Consider the following 18,386-nt stretch of genomic DNA (forward strand, 5'->3'; position numbering starts at 1 on the left):
ATCTCATTTTCTAAAATTTAAATATTGCGTGGAAAACCTTTTCTTCAAACTGAAAAATACGACCCTTAAAAAATTAAAATGGAGCGTTAAGCATGCTCCTTCTCTTAATTTTTATTCTCCATTACACGGCGAACTTCATCATTCACAACGCGTTTAAAAGCCTGAATACGTCTTCGGGCTTCAAGAATTTGAGACCGCAAATACTGGGGAACAGTGTGGCGCCATTTTGCAAATGTAAACGAGCCCCCTTGAAGTTCAAATTCTTCAAAATTAAAGTTAATAACAAGGGGCGTACCATCGGGAAGTTCAATCATTTCAAATGTTGGAAGAGCCGCTTTAACATGAGAGCCTCTTTGGCTTATTTTACATCCAAAACTTTCATAATAAGCCCGCAATTCATCCCGTGTAAAATTCCAAGAATTTGTTTCCATTTCATGTTCAAGACGTCTTTGAAGGGTGGTCAAACCTTCTTGAATATCAAGATCAAAGGGAATGTAACCTTCTTTTTCTTGCTCAATAGAAAAATCTTCATCCGCTGCGGCAGCAGCTGCTGCTCTTTGATAAACCACAGGTTCTTTTTGTTGACGTTGCTGAGCTTCAATCCGTTTCTTTTCTTGTTCCTTTCTTTCTAAACTCAGCCGATGTCTTTTTTCTCTCTCTTCTTTCGTCTCTTTGGGGCTCTCTGTATCAAATACTGAACCTGAGAACCCCGAAAGCTGAGCAGAAGTGGCAAGAGTGCTCAAGATTTCTGGTGTCTTTTCAGAAGACTCTGGTGTTTTTTCAGAAGTGACCTGAGAGCGATAACTTAAAGAATTAGCTGCCTGAGCAGTGCGCACAGCTTCCTTAATAATGGCCATTCTTTTTTCTTCTCTTTGTTTTTTCCTTTCCAAACGCTCTTTTCTCAATTGCTCCGTTCCTTCAATTGCAGACTCCCATATCTTTAAAAAGTCTTCAGGAAATCCTTGCAAGGCTCTTAGAACAGATCGTTTTATATCCATCTCTTTGGAAAAACCACCCAAGTCAACACCTTCATAAGCTTCCTTCAAGGCATCTATATGATTTATTCCTTGTTCAAATTGACCGGAGGCAGTAAAAAAACCAACCAACAAATTTGTCATGTCCATAAGTTCATCTGTTCGTCCCAAAAGATCTTTTTTGTATTGTCGATAAAATGCCTTCACGTCTGGGAGAGATAAAAAGGAGTTTCCTCTCCTATCGAGAATCTTATTTTCGAGAGCAATAATTTGTCTTTGAACATTGCTCATTTCTTGAGATGACAATCGAGCAGTTTCGTGCATAGATTTCCTTAAAAAGGCCATGAATTCTCGATGATCAGAAAAAATGACATCTTGAGATTTGTTTTCTTCAAATTTTTTTAAAGCATCAAGTAAACGTTTGGCTTCTTGTGTTCGAGCAGAGCCCCTCTGTACGACAGAAGCTTTTTTAACTTTTAATTCATGAAGCTGCGCTCTGTTTTTAGCATAAAGCGCTTGTTCTCCAGCTTCTTTAAGCTGATCATTATATTTTTCAGCTTTTCCATAAGAACATGCTGCTTTTACAGGATCAACTGCCAAATAATTCCCATACTCAACAATGGCTAAAGTATAAAGTCCATCTAACAGTGTTCTTCTTGACCCAATAATAACTGGATTTTCAGGAAAGATCTTTAGAAGTTCCTGCGTTACCGTCAAATGAAGTGACAGATACTCACCTTGTATGCCGACCGTTTCAATATACTTTTCGTTTTCATTATGGAGTAAATACACCTCCTTTAAACTTTCAAAAAGAGGTGTAAGCGCGCAATAAGCATCAAAATGTGTTCTTAAAAAGAGGATATGATTTTGAGGAAGTCTTACTTTACCTCTAAAGTTATTAAGATAAACAAGAAATCTTTTATAGACATCCACACACTCCGTTAAACATGCTTCTGTTTGTTCCGATCCACTTCGTAGACTTTCGCGTGTTTTTAATAAAGAAACTCTTGTATTACACACCTTTTCCGAAATACGAATTAAATCTGCAACTGAAATGCCTTTTAGAGGCGAAGGGGGTGTAAGTATAGGAGCACCGGATGCAACAAAAGCAGCTGCCGTCTTTTCTTTTTCTTTTTTTATAAGATTTCTTTCACGCGTGTGGGGACGTTTATCCTTAACTTCCAATGGAGCAGAAAGGCCTATCCCCTCTTCCGTGCCTTGCGACATTATTACTAAAAATGTCGCCGTATCCTCTATAAAAAGAGTAAAAGGCAATCCGACATTCTTTAAAAACTCCTCACAAAGGTTCAGAATTCTATCTTTTGGAAGTTGACCTCTAAGCTTATTAATGTTTAAAAGTTGTGGAAGCTTTTTATCCATAAGGTCAAAATAAGCCTCTGCACTATACGTTGGAAATTTATAATGATGATGTAATTCTAATTCTTTAGGAAGAGCCACATGGGTTTGACCATTCCCTCTGACGATGGTATATAGAACATATCCAACATCCGCAGAATCTCCCTCTCTTGAAGGACTCACAGTGCGCAGTGAAGCTGTTTTATCTTGAGATTCTCCCTCTTCATTTTCCATTGAAAAAATAGGCTGAGTCGTCAAACACAAAAGAAGAGCCAAGGTTGAAACACTTGAAAAAAATTGACGCATAGAAATGACCCTTTAAAATATAAGATTTAAGATGATTAGATTCTCGCTCTAATTCTCCTTAAAACATAAGTATAACTTCCTTAAAAAACAAGTCCTTGTCTAAATTTTTATTTCCAAATTTTTAATTTGTTTATTTTCAACATGTTGAACATCAAATCCTGCAATGATCTGTTCAAACATCTGATGCCAATTGAGCTGAGCTGAGAGTCTCATAAAAAGAGATCCAAGTCCAACAGCAGCTCTATCCATAAAAACAAATTCACGGGGCGGTGCAACCCCCCCAGCCTCTCGAAGAGCTTTATGGACAATACCTGCAATTTCTTTTCCTGCTTGAGGCGAACTTGCCTCTTGAAGAGACATGACCCGGTCTTGAAGAAGCGGACCATATAAAAAACGTGCCCAAAGCGTTAATGCCTCAATAACAGGCTTTTGGAGATTTTTAAATCCCCACCTTTCATATGCAAAAATCATCAATTCTTCATCATTTATTAAAAGAGCACGATAAAGATCAAGAACGCCTTGAATAAAATTTGGATGAAAACGACGCACACACCCAAAATCAAAAAGGATGATGGTTCCATCATCTTGACCTCGGTAATTTCCTGGATGGGGGTCGCCATGGAGGAATCCATCGTGATAAAAAGGAACATACCAAGCTTCAAATAAATTTTTTGCCAATTTATTTTTAAGATTTTGAGAGGCATCTTTAAATTCTAAAAGGGGCTTCCCCTCTTCCCAAGATAAGGCTAAAAGCCTTGTGGTGCTAAGTTCGGGAATAACATCTGGGATTCGAACATCTTTAAAATCCTTTAAGCTTTTCCGAAAAATATGCATATGAAAAGCTTCTTTTTTATAATTAAGCTCCTCTAAAAGGTGTTCTTTAATTTCTTCATAAATTTCTCCTGTTTCAAGACCTTTGGAAAATCGGCTATAAAGAGAAAAAATAACTTTAAATTGGGCAAGATCAGCCTCAATAACCCCTTTCATGTTTGGATATTGAAGCTTTAAAGCAAGCGGCCGTCCTCTTTGATCACGCGCATAGTGAACTTGTCCCAAAGATGCTGCAAATCGCGCCTGTTTTTCAAAATACTGAAAATGAGTCTCCCATAAAGGTCCAAGTTCACTTGTCATTCTTCTTTTGACAAAGGGCCATCCCATGGAAGGCGCTTCAGATTGAAGTTGCCTGAGCTTTTCGGCGTATTCTTCTGGAAGGATTTCAGGAACGGTTCCAAGAATTTGAGCGATTTTCATAAGCGGGCCCTTGAGGTTTCCAAGAATCGCCGTTATTTGTTCCGCATGATGCTGAGAATCAATGTTGACGCCCATTGTTTTTAAAAGAAACGTTGGAAAAAGAGAGGCGCCACTTAAAGAAATATGTCCATAGCGTTTAAAGCGCTGCACCAAAGAAGAATTCTCATTCTCCATTTACAAGATCCTCAAGAGCTTTGATGAGCTCTTCAATATAAGAAAGCCCTAAACTCCAAAAATCAGGATCCTTTGGATTGAGATTAAAGGGTTTTAAAAGCTCATCATAGGGCTTACTTCCGCCTGCTTTTAACAGATCAAGATATTTCTCAGAAAATCCTTCCGTATTTTTCTCATAAAGCCGATAAAGAGAATTCACCAAACAATCCCCAACAGCATAGGCATAAACATAAAAAGGACTATGAATGAAATGAGAAATATAGGTCCAATAAATATGATAGCTTTCATCAAGGTTAAAAGCAGGCCCCAAGGCTTCTTTCTGGGTTGTCATCCAAATTTGTCCAAAATCAGAAAGACTCAGTTCTTTCTCTTGACGCACTGCATGAACGCGCTTTTCAAAGGTATAAAATGCAATTTGTCTCACAACCGTATTCAACATATCTTCAATTTTTTGAGACAGAAGATATTTCTTTTGAAGAGGATCTTTAAGACGTTTTAACATCTTTTGAAACGTCAGCATCTCGCCAAAGACACTTGCTGTTTCAGCAACCGTTAACGGCGTATCACTTAAAAAATATCCTTTTGAATGTGCAAGAATTTGATGAATGCCATGCCCAAGCTCGTGGGCTAGCGTCATAACATCCCGTCCTTTCCCATAAAAATTCATCAAAATATAAGGATGAACTTTTGGAACCGTAGGATGAGAATAAGCACCACTGTCTTTTCCAGGATAAAGGGCTGCGTCAATCCAACCGTTCTCAAAAAAAGAATTTCCAATCTCAGCCATTTGAGGAGAAAAATCCTGATAAGCTTCCAAAACAAGATCTTTCGCTTCCTTCCAGCTGTACTCATTTTCTTCTGCACCATAAAAAAGAGGGGCATTGCGATCCCAATACTCAAGCTTTTCGAGTCCAAGAACCTTGGCTTTAAGCGCATAATATCGATGGGAAAGTTTTGGATATGCTTTTATAACGGCTTTTGAGAGGGCTTCAACACTTTCTTCTTCAATTTGATTGTTCAAATGCCTGCTCATTTGAGGATTTGGATAGCGCCGCCATTTATCTTCAATCCCTTTTTCTTTCATAAGCGTATTATATATAAGCGCGAAAAGGGACCCTTTTTCTTCCAAGGCTTGACTTAAAGACTTTGCAATGAGTTTACGTGTTTGTGAATTTGGTGACGAAAATAAATTGAGCGCATCCGATAAATTCAATGCCTTCCCTTCAAAAGCAATCTTAAGAGAGCCCAACGTTTCATCAAAAAGGCGTACCCATGCTTGAGAAGCCGGAATTGAAAGCTCAAGAAAAACTTTCTCAAGCTCATCCGATAAGGCATGGTCTTTAAAAAGACGGATGGCTTGAATCCAAGGTAAATAAGGGAAGTTACAATTTCTAAACTTACCTTGAAGCGTCTCTTCATCCAATCGATTGATTTCGAGTGTAAAAAATAAAAGATCTGCTGAGAGTGTTGTCACACGCTCTTCAACACTCTGAAAAAAACCAATAACCGCTTCATCTTGCGTATGGGTTGAAAAAAGAAGGTAGGCAAAAGCCTGTATTTTTCCAAGCTTTTCTTGAATCTTTTCGAAAAGAGTAATCGCTTTTAAAAACTTTTCTTGTGAAAGAGAGGCAACCTTTCCTGAATACGTTGCTTTAAACGTTTGAATATCTGCGTCAATTTCCAAAAATTCTTTCTCAAGAACAGGATCATCCACCCCTTTATATAAATCAGAAAGATTCCAACGCGGTAAATCAACAGCCATTCTAAATAATCTCCATCTTTTAAATTTTTTTTCCTGTCTTTCTAAGGGAAAGTAATTATAAAAAAAATTACGTTCCCAAACTATGAAATATTCCCTCTTTAAAATCAATGTTTCCTTTTAAAAAATCTTATTAATAAAGTAAAAACCATACCTTTTCGAAAATACTGCTCTTTTTGATTTTCTCTTCCATATAAAACAGCTGAACAATAGACTTTTTTACTCATAAAGGAGGCTACTATAAAATAAATAAAAAAATAATAACAAGGAGAAAACAAATGAAAAAGTCTAATATTATTCTTATAACATTCGTCGGAAGTATCATCTTTCCTTTCTCCGCCTTCGTAATACAAAACACCTATGCAATACAAGAGATTCAGCAACGAGCTAGTGAAAAAGAAGAAGACCACAAAGAAGTTCAGGGCTATGAAGAAAACCTAATAGAAGCACTAGTGGGATGGGACACTAAGGATAAATAAATAACAACAAGGAGGCCTGGAGGTAAATCAAAGTTCTCCATTTGGTCTAAGACAACAAATTAAGGTTTTTAATTTTAAAAACGTTGTGTTATTGCCTGAAATCCTAATCCGTGCTGCTTTAACATCCGGTGTTATGAAGTCTTTTAGACAAATCTAATGGGATGAATTGCGTAGACTTAGCAACTTGATAAAAGCAGAATTTTCTTAATTTCTGACTTCTATTGTCCGAATTTCAAATAAAAAACCTGAGATAGGCTAAGAGAAGACGATGTCTCTTAACCTCTTTCAATCTGGGTAAAAAATTATACTAACGCGCTCTGGAAAAAAGTCTTGTATTTTCCATTATTTTCTTTAAAGGCCTTGAAATTTAACGTATATATATTTTATTAAAATTATCAAAATTTTGTAACTATTATGACTTAAAATATAGAAAATATTTAAAATGATATAGCGTGTTATTAGAAAATTGTCCTGTGTGTCTTTTACAAACCTAACCATATGTTTTTTAGCAACCGGTTTTTTTATAAATGGAAAAACTGATGGAATGGAGTCCTGTGGACAGCATGAAGATTTTGAAAAGCCTTTTTTAAGGCAGCCTTCAAAAAAAAGCCTTCTTCCCCAAGAAGCTCATATTTTTCAAGCTTTAAAGGCAGCTTTGCCAAGCTCTTTTTCTTTCGATAATTTTGATATAAAAAGATACGCTTCTCAATTTGAACCTTTCATGACATCGGCGGGAGTTTCATTTTATCATATGGGGTTTTATCAGGTAAACTCAATAGATGATAAATGGGTATTTGCAAATGGCTTCTTTCCACCATTAGACTCTTTTTTTCATCCTAAACCCACACCAACAGGTTTTTCTTTTTTTATTCCTCCCCTCTCGAGCTAAGGTTACAACTTTATCGAGAATCCTCTTCATAATGTCTCTTTTTCTGAATTGGCACCAAAACCATCTACGCCGTCATTTCCGCTATCATTTCCCTCCCAAAACCATTCAAAGCCCTCTTCCTTATCAAACACAACTCCTGTCCCCCTTCTTTATGGAAATCCTTTGAACCCACGCGAAAATCATATATATCAAGCATTATTGAAAGGAGGGCTCATCACTAATCGAGGCGTTGGAACGATGTCTCCAAGCCGATGTTCTCAATTGTTCTCGGACAGTCACGCACTTGGGATTTTTTCTTATTGTTTTATAGGTGACCCAACCATTCATATCATTTATAACCCAAATGCTCATAATTGGCTTCTTATGGGAACAACACTTGAAATAGTACCAAGACACATAAAAACCACAGGGCCTTTAGGGCCTGAAATCCGCATCGCAATGGTAGAATCCCCACCATCAACAATCTATGTAAAAAATGTCAAAGACCTTGACGGAAATGAACATCTTAAATTTATACGCGATTATTCCTTCCCACAACTTCAAGATCTTACTTTAAAAGAAAGGCACATTTTTTCTGCTCTTCAAAAGGTAGGGTTTGGATTAGATGGAAATTTTTATGGGATGTCTTTTCGGTGTCTTGCGGATTATTTTATTGATATCTACTCTAACGATACTTATCTTCTCTATAAAGATCCTTCTATTCATATTTTTGAAACATCACCTCAACAATGGAACGTTATGAAATATAAAGAGAATGGTCATTATGAACCTATTATAGACATTAAACCCGATCTTGAAGCAGGAGGACTTCTTTTCTTGTCTTAAAATGCTGAAAAGAATAAAAAAACTATAAGACACATTAGGCTCGAGGCTTTTCAGAACAAAATAATCCTCAAGTGGTTTCCCAATTTTCCCTCGTCATTTTGATAGAGCTATGGAAAATAACAAAGTATCTTTAGAAAAAAGTTATCCTTTGCCTAAAGGACTCTTTTTCTGTCCTGGTTGTTTTAAAGTATCTTAAAAATATTTTCAAAATTCTTTTTTTCGATATTTTTCCAATTGTGATTCTAAAAGGGATACGGTAGGTTAATCGTCATTCTTTTTGACGATCATCTTATGGAAAAAATTATGTCAACCACATCTTCTGTTACAAAAGACACTGTTTTAAAAATTGCCAAACTTGCACGCATTGAGATTTCTGAAAAAGAAGTCCCTCTTCTTGTTCAAGAATTGGACGGAATTCTTCACTGGATTGATCGCTTGAATCAAGTGGATACAACGACGACACCTCCCCTCTCAACGCCCCTTCAAGAACTCCATACCTCGCAACCTCTGCGTCCAGATCATGTCACAGATGGAAATATTGTCGAAAAAATTCTCTCGAATGCACCGGAAGTTGTTTTAAATATGTTTGTTGTTCCCAAAGTTGTTGAATAAGGAGAAAAAAACCATGTCAAACACCCTCTTGACCTATTCAGCATGCGACCTTCTGAATCTTTTGAAAAAACGAGATATATCGGCCCTTGAAGTTTGTGAAAGTTATATTTCTCAAATGGAAAAAATCAGGCCTCTGAATGCTTTTGTAACGGAAACTTCTGATGTTGCACGCCAAAATGCGCTTGAATCTGACAAACGCTATAAAAGTTCCTCTTCGCTGCCTCTCGATGGACTGCCCTTTGCCCATAAAGATCTTTTTGCCACGGAAGGCATTTTAACATCTGCTTCCTCAAAAATTCTTTCAAACTTCATCCCTCCCTATGAATCGACTGTTTCTCAAAAACTTAAAAAGAACGGGATTGTTTTAATGGGAAAGACAAACATGGATGAATTTGCCATGGGATCTTCAACGATAACCAGCCATTATGGCCCTTCTTTGAATCCTTGGGTGTCTCCAAGCTTTCCAAGTACGCCTCTTGTTCCAGGAGGATCTTCAGGAGGATCCACAGCCGCCGTTGCAGCCTTTGCAGCCATTGCTTCAACGGGAACAGATACGGGAGGATCGATTCGTCAACCTGCAAGTTACTGTGGCCTTGTTGGTATAAAGCCCAGCTATGGACGATGCTCACGGTATGGCATTGTGGCTTTTGCATCTTCCTTAGACCAAGCCGGCGTCCATACGCGATGTGTCAAAGATGCCGCTCTTTTTCTTCAATATATGGCAGGACATGATTCCAAGGACTCAACATCAGCGAAGGTTGATGTTCCAGCCTATATAGAAACTATCACAGGAGATATAAAAGGAAAACGTATTGGTATTCCTAAAGAATATCGTCCTCAAGGTCTTTCTGAGGATATTGCGCGACTTTGGGATAAAGGCATTGCACTTCTCAAAGAACGTGGCGCCATCATTGAAGAGATTTCTCTTCCGCATACAGATCTTGCGCTTCCAACTTATTATATCTTGGCCCCAGCAGAAGCGTCTTCTAATCTCGCACGGTATGACGGCGTGCGATTTGGTGTTCGGAATGAGCATCCTGGAGACACTTTAAATGATCTTTATGAACATACCCGGGGCTCAGGATTTGGAGCAGAAGTTAAAAGACGTATTTTCCTTGGAACATATGTTCTTTCCACAGGATTTTATGATGCTTATTTCTTAAAAGCTCAAAAAGTCCGCTTTTTAATTGCAGAAGACTTTAAAAAAGCATTTGAAAGTGGCATTGATTTTATCCTTACCCCCACAACCCCCAGTGGTGCATTTTCTGTGGAAAATCCACCCAAAGATCCAATTGAAATGTATTTGAACGATGTCTTTACCGTTCCCTCTTCTCTTGCAGGCCTACCCGCCATCTCAGTTCCTGCAGGCCTTTCAGAAAAAGGGCTGCCTCTTGGCTTGCAATTGATCGCGCCTGCCTTTCAGGAAAGCGCCCTCTTAAATGTGGCCTATGCCCTTGAAGACGCCCTTGAATTTAAAGGGTTGACGCCTGAAACTATTTTTCTTCCCAATTCTTAAAAGGATTCATCATGCCTCACGATCCCTCCTCTTCTCTCATCGAAGGTCGCACAGGACTTTGGGAAATTGTCATTGGCCTTGAAGTTCATGCCCAAGTCACCTCTCAGTCAAAACTTTTTTCTGGAGCATCAACAGCTTTTGCAGGAGAACCCAATACACAAGTCTCCCTCGTTGATGCAGCCTTTCCAGGCATGCTTCCCGTTTTAAACCAATATTGTGTTGAACAAGCTGTCAAAACAGGGCTTGGGATTAATGCAACCATAAATCTTATCTCTCAATTTGATCGCAAGAACTATTTTTATGCTGACCTTCCTTCAGGTTATCAAATTTCTCAGCTTTATCACCCCATTGTGGGAAAAGGCTATCTCGATATTGATCTTGAAGATGGTCGTCAAAAACGTATTCATATTACACGTCTTCATCTTGAGCAAGATGCTGGCAAAAGCTTCCATGATCAACATCCTAAAAAGTCATATATCGATTTAAATCGATGTGGGGTTGCATTGATGGAAATTGTTTCAGAACCTGATCTTCGAAGTGCGGAAGAAACAATTTGTTATCTTAAAAAATTACGCATGATTCTTCAATATTTGAAAACCTGTGACGGCAATATGGATGAAGGAAGCATGCGTGCTGACATTAATGTTTCTGTCAGAAAACCAGGTGCTGAATTTGGGACACGTGCTGAGATTAAAAATGTAAACTCTTTTCGATTTATTCAACAAGCCATTGACTATGAAGCCCACCGTCAGATCGAAATCCTTGAAGAAGGTGGATCTATTGCTCAAGAAACGCGCCTTTACGATCCCACAAAAGGAGAAACACGATCCATGCGTGGAAAAGAAGATGCACATGATTATCGTTATTTTCCAGATCCAGATCTTCTTCCTCTTGTTCTTGATAAGAATTGGATAGAATCTCTTCAAAAAACGCTTCCAGAACTTCCAGATGCGAAAAAAAAGCGCTTCATTGACACCTATGCTTTAACGTCTTATGAAGCAGACGTTCTTGTTGCAGAAGAAGCTCTGGCTCATTTTTATGAAGATGGGATTTCCTTTCTTAAAAACAAACAAACAGGATCTAAGCTTCTCGCCACCTGGATGATGGGTGATTTTTTTGCAGCTTTAAATCGAGAGAATAAGACGATTGCAGAGTCTCCTGTTACCTCTGCACATTTGGCTGAGCTTGTCAATCTTATCAATGACGATACGATTTCTGGAAAAATTGCAAAGGATGTCTTTATAACGCTTTGGGAAACTCAAAAATCTCCCTCTTCCATTGTGGAAGAAAAAGGCCTTCTCCAAATTACAGACTCTGCAGCTATTGAAGAAGTTATTAAACGTGTCTTAGCCGAAAATATGTCCATGGTTCAGGAGTATAAAAATGGAAAAGATAAACTCTTTGGTTTTTTTGTGGGACAAGTCATGAAACACATGCAAGGAAAAGCAAAGCCTGAAATGGTGAATGATCTTTTAAAACAGGCTTTAAGGTCCTAAAGGTCCTTATTTTAGTCTTTGAGATAATCCTCTCTCCCCTCAAAGACGAGAAGATGTCAAAGACACCAAAGGACGACAAAATTAAGATTGATGTTTTATATGAAGATCATAACATTGGGCTGCCACAGAAGAAGATAATTGTGCGATTTGCGATGCAAATTCCAGCCATCAACAAACATTTCAAAAATACCTCTGAGTCCGAAAAATTGGCAGAAAAATCAGTTATTTCCATTTTGGAAACACCTGCCGAAAACGAGAAGAACGACGCCAAAAAATGATATAATCTCGATGCAATTATTGGCGTTGGATATAAGATTAACTCAAAACACGCTCCTGATTTCAGAATTTAGGTCATAAAGTAAAAAAGATAATTTTCAAAAAAGTATTGACTTTTAAAAAATCTTGTTTAGACTTCATATCATCTGTAGGTATTTTTTAGGAAAAATGAAGTTCATAGAGAAATCTGAAAGCATTTTGCCTTGAAGATTTCATCAACGTTTAAGTAAACACTCATATTTTATTTTATATAAATAAAGTAATAAGGACTTTTTTTCTTTAAAAATAAAGATTTTTAAATTTAGGAGAAATTTTATGGCAAAGTATTTCTCGAAACTTATTCATTTTTTGGTTCTTATCGCTTATTGTCATCTCATTACGAACCCACTTTGGGGCATGCGTGAAGATCAAGCAGATTATACCATTCGGATGACACGACATGTCTCACGCCAAAAAACTTCTTTGGAAGGCAATCTTCATATTGATGTTACTTTAAAAGATCCAGGATATGCCTATGAAGGTGAAGATGCCTTTAGAGTCGTCATTCCTCTTTTTTATGGCTCTCACAAAGAGAAAACAACGACGCTTCAAGATGCATTTAGAAAAGTTATCGATCCAAAAACCTTAACTTCCGCAGAAAATGCTTTTATAGGAAGATTTCCAGCTCTTAAAGCTTTTTCTTACAATGGGTCAGGCTCTTTAAAAATAACAGGACTTAAAGACCCCACTAAAACCTATTTTTTTAGTTCTGAAGACGATGTTTCATTTTCAAATGTCTGTCTTAAAGGCGCTTGGATTGAAGGAAAAAATATTACGTTTTCAGAAAAGGTAGATCTTGAAGAAGCGATTGTATTAACAACTGATGATAAAGGACATATTCAAATTTTACCTGGCTCCATTTTAAAGGCAGCTTCCTTTTCAATGCCAAGAGGCTCTTTTATCAACTTAGGAACTTTTTCCTCTGATCAAGATCTTGTTTTAGATTTTTACAAAAATAACTTTATAAACGCAGGAACATTTGGTGCTGTCGGAAAAACACTTATGCAGCGTGTTTTTGGATTTGAAAACCAAGGAACACTCAAAGGAAAAGAAATTGCGGTTCACGGAAATCGCATTCTCAATTTAAAAAGTGTGAATGGCACAAGAGTCTTCTTTACAGCTTTGGAGTCTTTCGTCAATACGCACAATATCAAAGGGGAAGATGTCGAAGTTCTTTCTTTCGGGATTTTTTATAATAAAGGTTCCCTGACTGCAACAAAAGAAGGAAAAATTCTTAGTTATAAAGAAGGAATTAATGAAAAAGACGGGATTCTAGACGCACCAGATTTAAAAGTCCGATCCTTTTCTTCCTTTTTAAATAAAGGACGTATAAATGGGGCAAAGGCTCTTTTAAAAGCCCCTGCTCTTGCCATGAAGGAAAGCTCACACCTTACTTTTGAGCATATATTGACCGACTCAACATTTCTGACCGTTTCAGGATATGTAAAAGCAGATCATTGGTCTTTGACAAGCTTAACACAGACAATGATCAAACCAGAAGCTTCATTATTTCTTAAAATTTGGGAATTTATAGGATGTGGTGAGATTTCATATCAAGCATCCGCAGAAAGACGACTTCAGAAAATTCTTTTTTCTGCTTTTCAAGGAATATTTATCAACCAAGACCTTTTAAAAACAGACACAATAGAAGGGTTTTGCAGAACTTTTTTGAACAATGGAAAAATCACTTCGGATTTTAGATTGGAGGCAGAAGCTGTTCATAACACGGGAATGATGAAAGCTTCAGGATTAATCACCCTCAAAAATGGAGAAAATAGAGGATATTTAGGATCTTTAACATTCTCTCTTAACCTCTCTTCTCTTTTTAGAAATGCTGGAAGCTTTTATATCCACAGACTTTATGGAGATGGAAATTTTCTAAACCATGGAAATTTCTTGTATGCTGGTGAGCAAGAGAACCCTGCGTCTATCGAGATTCAGCATTTTGAAAATGGCACAGAAGATTCGATTTTTGAGGGACACATCCGAGGAGAGGCTCTTGCTTTAAGATCTCCACATTTAAGTCTCTTTTGTTCAGGAGACATTTGCACATCTTATTTAGACCTTATTTTTCCAAGAACCTTAGTCAATAAAGGACTTATCTTTGCGGATATTTTTAAAAGCGAGGGTCATTTTGTGAATGGAGGAGCCCTTTCAGGAGGAGATTTTTTCCTAAAAGGAAGTACCTTTGAGAATAAAAAAGGGGCTTCTATTGACATTCAAGGAAGTTGCCATGTCGACCTTCAAAAAATTGAAAACGCTGGTTTTTTTCAAGTTGGAGAAGATTTAATGGGAACGCTTGAAGAAGGCTTTTCAGAGTCTTTTCTGAAAGTAAAAGGAAAGACCCTCCTGCCCATGACTTCTTTTGTAAACAGAGGAGAGGCGTGGATGGGCCCCCTTTCTTTGAGAAGACTTGTCAATGAAAAACTGTTATCAGCTTTTGAATTGACTCTTTTTACGCTTTTCAACACTGGGACGTGCGATGTTAAAAGCCTCGAAATGGCAGGTGATGTTCTCAATAATGCTTCCACCGGCGTTTTAACGGTTCGAGAAAAATCCTCGTTAATACTTGATGATCTTGCCAATGACGGCAGCATCATGATTCAAGAGTCGGCTGATGGCAAGATTCATCGTGTGGTGTCAAAAGGACTTTTAAAGACAGAAGGATCTTTCTGTTTTCCAGAAGCTTCGGTTTTCAACAATGGAGACATGTTCTTTGGCCCAACAGATGTTAAAGAAATGCATACGTCTAAAACATTGCGGACAAAAGGTCTTTGCACGCACGTCTTTTCAAACTCGGGAAAAGCAGAAGCTTCTCATCATTTTTCTGTCTCAACCGTCTATGAGAATTCAGGAAGCTTAAGGCTGATAGACGCAGATGTAGAAGTTCCTGCTCCTGTTTTTGACAATCATGGTGTTCTCCATATAAAGGGCGGGCGCTTCAAAAACTTAAAGGTTTTTAGAAACTTTAAAACCTGCTTTTTTGAAAAGTCTATTGTTGGATTTCAATTTCTTGAGAACCAGGGATTTCTTAAATTTCTCTCAGGAACACATACTTTTAAGTCTTTTCTGAATGGGCAAGAAGGCCATGTCTCCTTGAATGGCGTTTTTTGGAAATTGACATCAACACAAGAAGAAGGAACAACGCCTTCTCTTGTTTCTGAAGTTTTTGAGAATCTCGGACAAATTGAGGCAAGACAAAAACTTTTCTATGCACACCCCTCTTTCCATGGCGTTCTTATTGCCCAAACACTTCATGTCCAAAAACCAAAAACGTATTCTGTTTTACGAGAAGAGGATCTCAAAGGTCTTTATGCGGAACATATTGTTCTTGAAGGACATCATCTCACCGTTGATCAAGACATTGTCTTCGATGCAAATCTTGAATTTGTTTTAAAAGAATCTTTCTGCGTCAAAGCTCTTTTGCGCTTGAAAAAACTTAAAATTGAGGCTGAGGGGCCGTTTATCATGGGACCGAGCAATGCTCATATGGGAGCCCTTGAAATCTTAGAAGACACCTTAAGGATTAAGGCCCATGGAATTGATTGCCGGTATGGGACGATCTATGCAAAAGGAGATACAACCCTTTTTTCATCCCAAGGAGATCTTCAATTGGGAGAGGAGATCATCATTCCAAATGAGGTCCCTCTTCATGGATGGCATAGTTATGTTGGAACCATATACCGGTATTTAAATCATCATAAAAGCAACGGAAGCTATATCAGTTCAGACGGCAATCTAACCCTTCAGGTAGAAGGAGGAGGGAAACTTATTGGAAAATATGGAACCCTTTATAGCGGTCTTGAGATGGATTTGAGATCCCCAGAAAGAGGACTTGATATTCTCTCTTCAAACTTGATGACGAAAGGCTCTTTAAGCATTGACGGAAATTTACGATATCATCGTTTGGGACCTGTTGAAGTTTTTTATGGAAGTTATGGAGGATGCCATAACATGCGAAGCGCAGGGCATCGTTCTGAAGCTGCTCGTATAACCTGTGGAAAAGACTTAAAAATTGTAGGGAGTGATCTTTCTGTTGTTGGAAATGATCTTTATGTGTCTGGCTCTGTTTATATCAACGGAATGCTACAAGCTGGAACAGATGCTGTGAGATCAAGGCTCCATATCTTACCAGCAATGGGGTGGGACGCAGATTCACATGGGTGGGGCTTTCGAAGAATCAGTGGCGGGAACATCGTTGTTGGGGAAGAAATTGATATTCAAACAGATCATATGAATTTTAGTGGAACAATGGATGCTCTTAAGATTTCTGTAAAATCCGCTTCTTTTATGGGAAAAAATCTTGTACCCCATCGAAGCCAGCCTCAAGATAATACACATCTTCTCCTTAATATTCCGGAATTTGCTGAACAAACATATGGCGCGGGACAGTTTAAACAAATGCTTGAGCCCCAAGTACCCTCTTCTTCCTCACGGGCGCTTGTTTTTCAACGCGTTTTCTATCAGCTTGAGAGAAAAGAAACGCTCAGGCGACCTTTTGGTATTCCTCTTGAGCTGATTTTACAGCAAGCCATCGCCACCCATTGTGCCACTCTCAACATTGGAGGATTTACAGGACAAAAACTTTGGAGTTGGCTTTTTCAAAATGGACGCGATTATGAAGCTCAAAAAGGAGGAAAATGTCTTCTTAAAGAAGGATATGAAAAAGAAACACACCCTATGATTCTTTTTGCAGAAGAAAAAGTAAAAGCATTAAAAGATGAAACATCATTGGCTGCAACCTTAATCATTCCGCCTGCTTTCATTAACCCTTATCAAGATTCTGGTGATATGAGAGCCCATGAACGTCTTTCAATTGAAACAATTGAAGACCAAAGCCATATTGGAACACGTCTTCACAGTGGCGTTGGAGAAAATCCCAGAGCTGAAACGCTTTTAAAAGGACGAAGAATTCATCGAGAAACACCCAAACATACAATAACAACACGTCTTGGAAAGAATACGTGGCGAATGGAAGAAGTTGCAGGCCCGATTCAAGAAACAACCTCGGAAGGTCTTGTGCACATTCATGCTCAAGAAGATTATTCTGAAATCGGAACAAGAACAAAAGGTCTTGATGTCAGACGAGAAGTTGAAAACGGGAATCTAACAATTGAGCCCCTTGTTCTCCATTCAACCACATCGACAAAAGGCAAATCAAAACTTGGAAAAAAGTCCAGAACAGAAAGCCGTCGTGATGCTTTTCATCCCAGCCAATCAACGTCTCAAAACACGTCAACCTATGTGGTGAATCCGGAACACACCATCAAACTGAAAGCCCTGAAGGAAAGTGCAGGAAGAGGCCTTGTTTTTGAAGGAGGCCGTCTTGAGACAGAAGGCGCTATTGGGGTTCAAGAAACGATCTCGGAAACCCTCAGCTCAGGTGTTGGATCAAAAGGAACTCAGCGTCAAAGAACACAAGAGCCAGTACGTGAAGAAGCAGCTCTTTCTGCTCCTCAAATCCATATCAATACGGCGCAGGCCCGAATCGAAGGAACACGACTCACAGGGACAACGCTCTATGACAATACAGTGACAGGAGCCTCTTTAGGCCCGACAGTCAGAGAAATGGCTTTTTTCTCAACAACATCCCATAGGAGTGCACTTGGAAAACTCAAAGCAGAAACCCGAGGAGGCCAAGAGGTTGAGATTCCGACAATTTTGAATGTGGATGTTGTCGTCTCTCCCCATGGATCCATGACCTTAACAAATGTTCAGTGGGATCGCCTTAAAACTAAAATCCAAGGAAACTATGAAGAAAACATCCGAATTTTAAGAACTTGGCAAGAAACAAGCGTAGCTGGCTCCAAAATAAATCCAAATATCGCAGCCCTTGTGGGACTTGCAACCACCATTGGACTTCACATGGCCACCGGTGGAACAGGAATTGCTGCAAGTATCGGCATAACGGGAATAGGCACAAGCGGTGCAATAGCAGCAGGAGCTGCGAATGCGGCTTTTGCTGGACTTTGCTCTCAAGCTGCTTGTTCACTTGCCGCCAATGGACTCAAGCCTGATGAAACCCTTAAAGAACTTGCGACACATGAAGTTGCCCGTTCTCTTGCCACAACCGCTCTAGCCGGAGGCATCACAGCTGGACTTGCGCATGAATTGAAGATTGATTTAACGCCGGGAGATAAGTCTTTTGGAGAGCATCTCCAAGCAAGCGCCTTAAGTGCCAGTGTTTCAACGGCTCTTTCTATTACGATCCAAGGGGCCAATGCTTCTGAAGCCCTCACGTCAGGAATTGCGGCAACTGGAGCAGGAGCCATTGGAAGTTATGGGGCGAATCAAATTGGGCATGCTTACCGAGCCGATGTCATCGATCCGATGCTTCATAAAGTTGCCCATGGCATTTTAGGAGGTGTTACAGGCGCCCTTTTAAAAGCAGATGATCCAAAATCAGGGGCTATCAGTGGCGCGATGGGAGCGAT

General features: G+C 38.8%; 11 protein-coding genes. 8 read left to right on the forward strand and 3 right to left on the reverse strand.

The genetic code is table 11. The features are described from left to right. Positions 1-104: 104 nt before the first annotated feature. The 3 genes from JSS34_03085 to JSS34_03095 form a co-directional block, all read right to left on the reverse strand. Entirely contained in the window at positions 105-2,636 is a 2,532-nt protein-coding gene (locus tag JSS34_03085; GenBank protein MBS0185321.1) for a phage tail tape measure protein, read from the reverse strand. Positions 2,637-2,735: 99 nt separating this feature from the next. Next, a complete protein-coding gene (locus tag JSS34_03090) occupies positions 2,736-4,061 on the reverse strand; it encodes an AarF/ABC1/UbiB kinase family protein (protein MBS0185322.1) in 1,326 nt (441 codons plus the stop codon). Next, positions 4,051-5,823 carry a M3 family oligoendopeptidase gene (locus tag JSS34_03095; GenBank protein MBS0185323.1) on the reverse strand — a complete coding sequence of 591 codons (1,773 nt, stop codon included), beginning with the start codon at positions 5,821-5,823 and terminating at the stop codon, positions 4,051-4,053. Before JSS34_03095 ends, JSS34_03090 begins: the two co-directional genes overlap by 11 nt. A 275-nt stretch (positions 5,824-6,098) precedes the next feature. Here JSS34_03095 and JSS34_03100 point away from each other — a divergent pair, with 275 nt between their 5' ends. From JSS34_03100 to JSS34_03135, 8 genes are all read left to right on the forward strand, one after another. Continuing rightward, positions 6,099-6,299, forward strand: coding sequence for a hypothetical protein (locus JSS34_03100; protein MBS0185324.1), 201 nt, complete (start codon positions 6,099-6,101; stop codon positions 6,297-6,299). 475 nt (positions 6,300-6,774) lie between these two features. After that, the gene (locus JSS34_03105) at positions 6,775-7,188 is read left to right on the forward strand and encodes a hypothetical protein (GenBank protein MBS0185325.1); all 414 of its coding nucleotides are present in this window, start codon (positions 6,775-6,777) and stop codon (positions 7,186-7,188) included. Positions 7,189-7,236: 48 nt separating this feature from the next. Beyond that, positions 7,237-8,013: a hypothetical protein gene (locus JSS34_03110; protein MBS0185326.1), complete on the forward strand. Its 777-nt coding sequence runs from the start codon at positions 7,237-7,239 to the stop codon at positions 8,011-8,013. Between the two features lie 303 nt (positions 8,014-8,316). Then, on the forward strand, positions 8,317-8,625 hold the full coding sequence (gene gatC, locus JSS34_03115; protein ID MBS0185327.1) for an Asp-tRNA(Asn)/Glu-tRNA(Gln) amidotransferase subunit GatC: 309 nt from the start codon (positions 8,317-8,319) through the stop codon (positions 8,623-8,625). A 13-nt stretch (positions 8,626-8,638) separates the two neighbouring features. Further along, positions 8,639-10,141, forward strand: a complete 1,503-nt coding sequence (gatA, locus tag JSS34_03120; protein MBS0185328.1) for an Asp-tRNA(Asn)/Glu-tRNA(Gln) amidotransferase subunit GatA — start codon at positions 8,639-8,641, stop codon at positions 10,139-10,141. A gap of 11 nt (positions 10,142-10,152) precedes the next feature. Beyond that, the gene (gene gatB, locus JSS34_03125; protein ID MBS0185329.1) at positions 10,153-11,637 is read left to right on the forward strand and encodes an Asp-tRNA(Asn)/Glu-tRNA(Gln) amidotransferase subunit GatB; all 1,485 of its coding nucleotides are present in this window, start codon (positions 10,153-10,155) and stop codon (positions 11,635-11,637) included. A 53-nt stretch (positions 11,638-11,690) separates the two neighbouring features. Next, positions 11,691-11,915, forward strand: a complete 225-nt coding sequence (locus JSS34_03130; GenBank protein ID MBS0185330.1) for a hypothetical protein — start codon at positions 11,691-11,693, stop codon at positions 11,913-11,915. 313 nt (positions 11,916-12,228) lie between these two features. Beyond that, positions 12,229-18,386, forward strand: a 6,158-nt coding sequence (locus JSS34_03135; protein MBS0185331.1) for a DUF637 domain-containing protein, incomplete at its 3' end; no start/stop codon positions are given.

It is taken from the genome of Pseudomonadota bacterium, assembly GCA_018242545.1.
Classification (GTDB): Bacteria; Pseudomonadota; Alphaproteobacteria; order 16-39-46; family 16-39-46; genus 16-39-46.

What these genes read in the sequence shown, in the direction of transcription:
- gatB (MBS0185329.1), top strand. Translation starts at nt 10,153, where the DNA reads ATGCCTCACGATCCCTCCTCTTCTCTCATCGAAGGTCGCACAGGACTT.
- JSS34_03100 (MBS0185324.1), top strand. Translation starts at nt 6,099, where the DNA reads ATGAAAAAGTCTAATATTATTCTTATAACATTCGTCGGAAGTATCATC.
- gatC (MBS0185327.1), top strand. Translation starts at nt 8,317, where the DNA reads ATGTCAACCACATCTTCTGTTACAAAAGACACTGTTTTAAAAATTGCC.
- JSS34_03090 (MBS0185322.1), bottom strand. Translation starts at nt 4,061, where the DNA reads ATGGAGAATGAGAATTCTTCTTTGGTGCAGCGCTTTAAACGCTATGGA.
- JSS34_03130 (MBS0185330.1), top strand. Translation starts at nt 11,691, where the DNA reads ATGTCAAAGACACCAAAGGACGACAAAATTAAGATTGATGTTTTATAT.
- JSS34_03095 (MBS0185323.1), bottom strand. Translation starts at nt 5,823, where the DNA reads ATGGCTGTTGATTTACCGCGTTGGAATCTTTCTGATTTATATAAAGGG.
- JSS34_03085 (MBS0185321.1), bottom strand. Translation starts at nt 2,636, where the DNA reads ATGCGTCAATTTTTTTCAAGTGTTTCAACCTTGGCTCTTCTTTTGTGT.
- gatA (MBS0185328.1), top strand. Translation starts at nt 8,639, where the DNA reads ATGTCAAACACCCTCTTGACCTATTCAGCATGCGACCTTCTGAATCTT.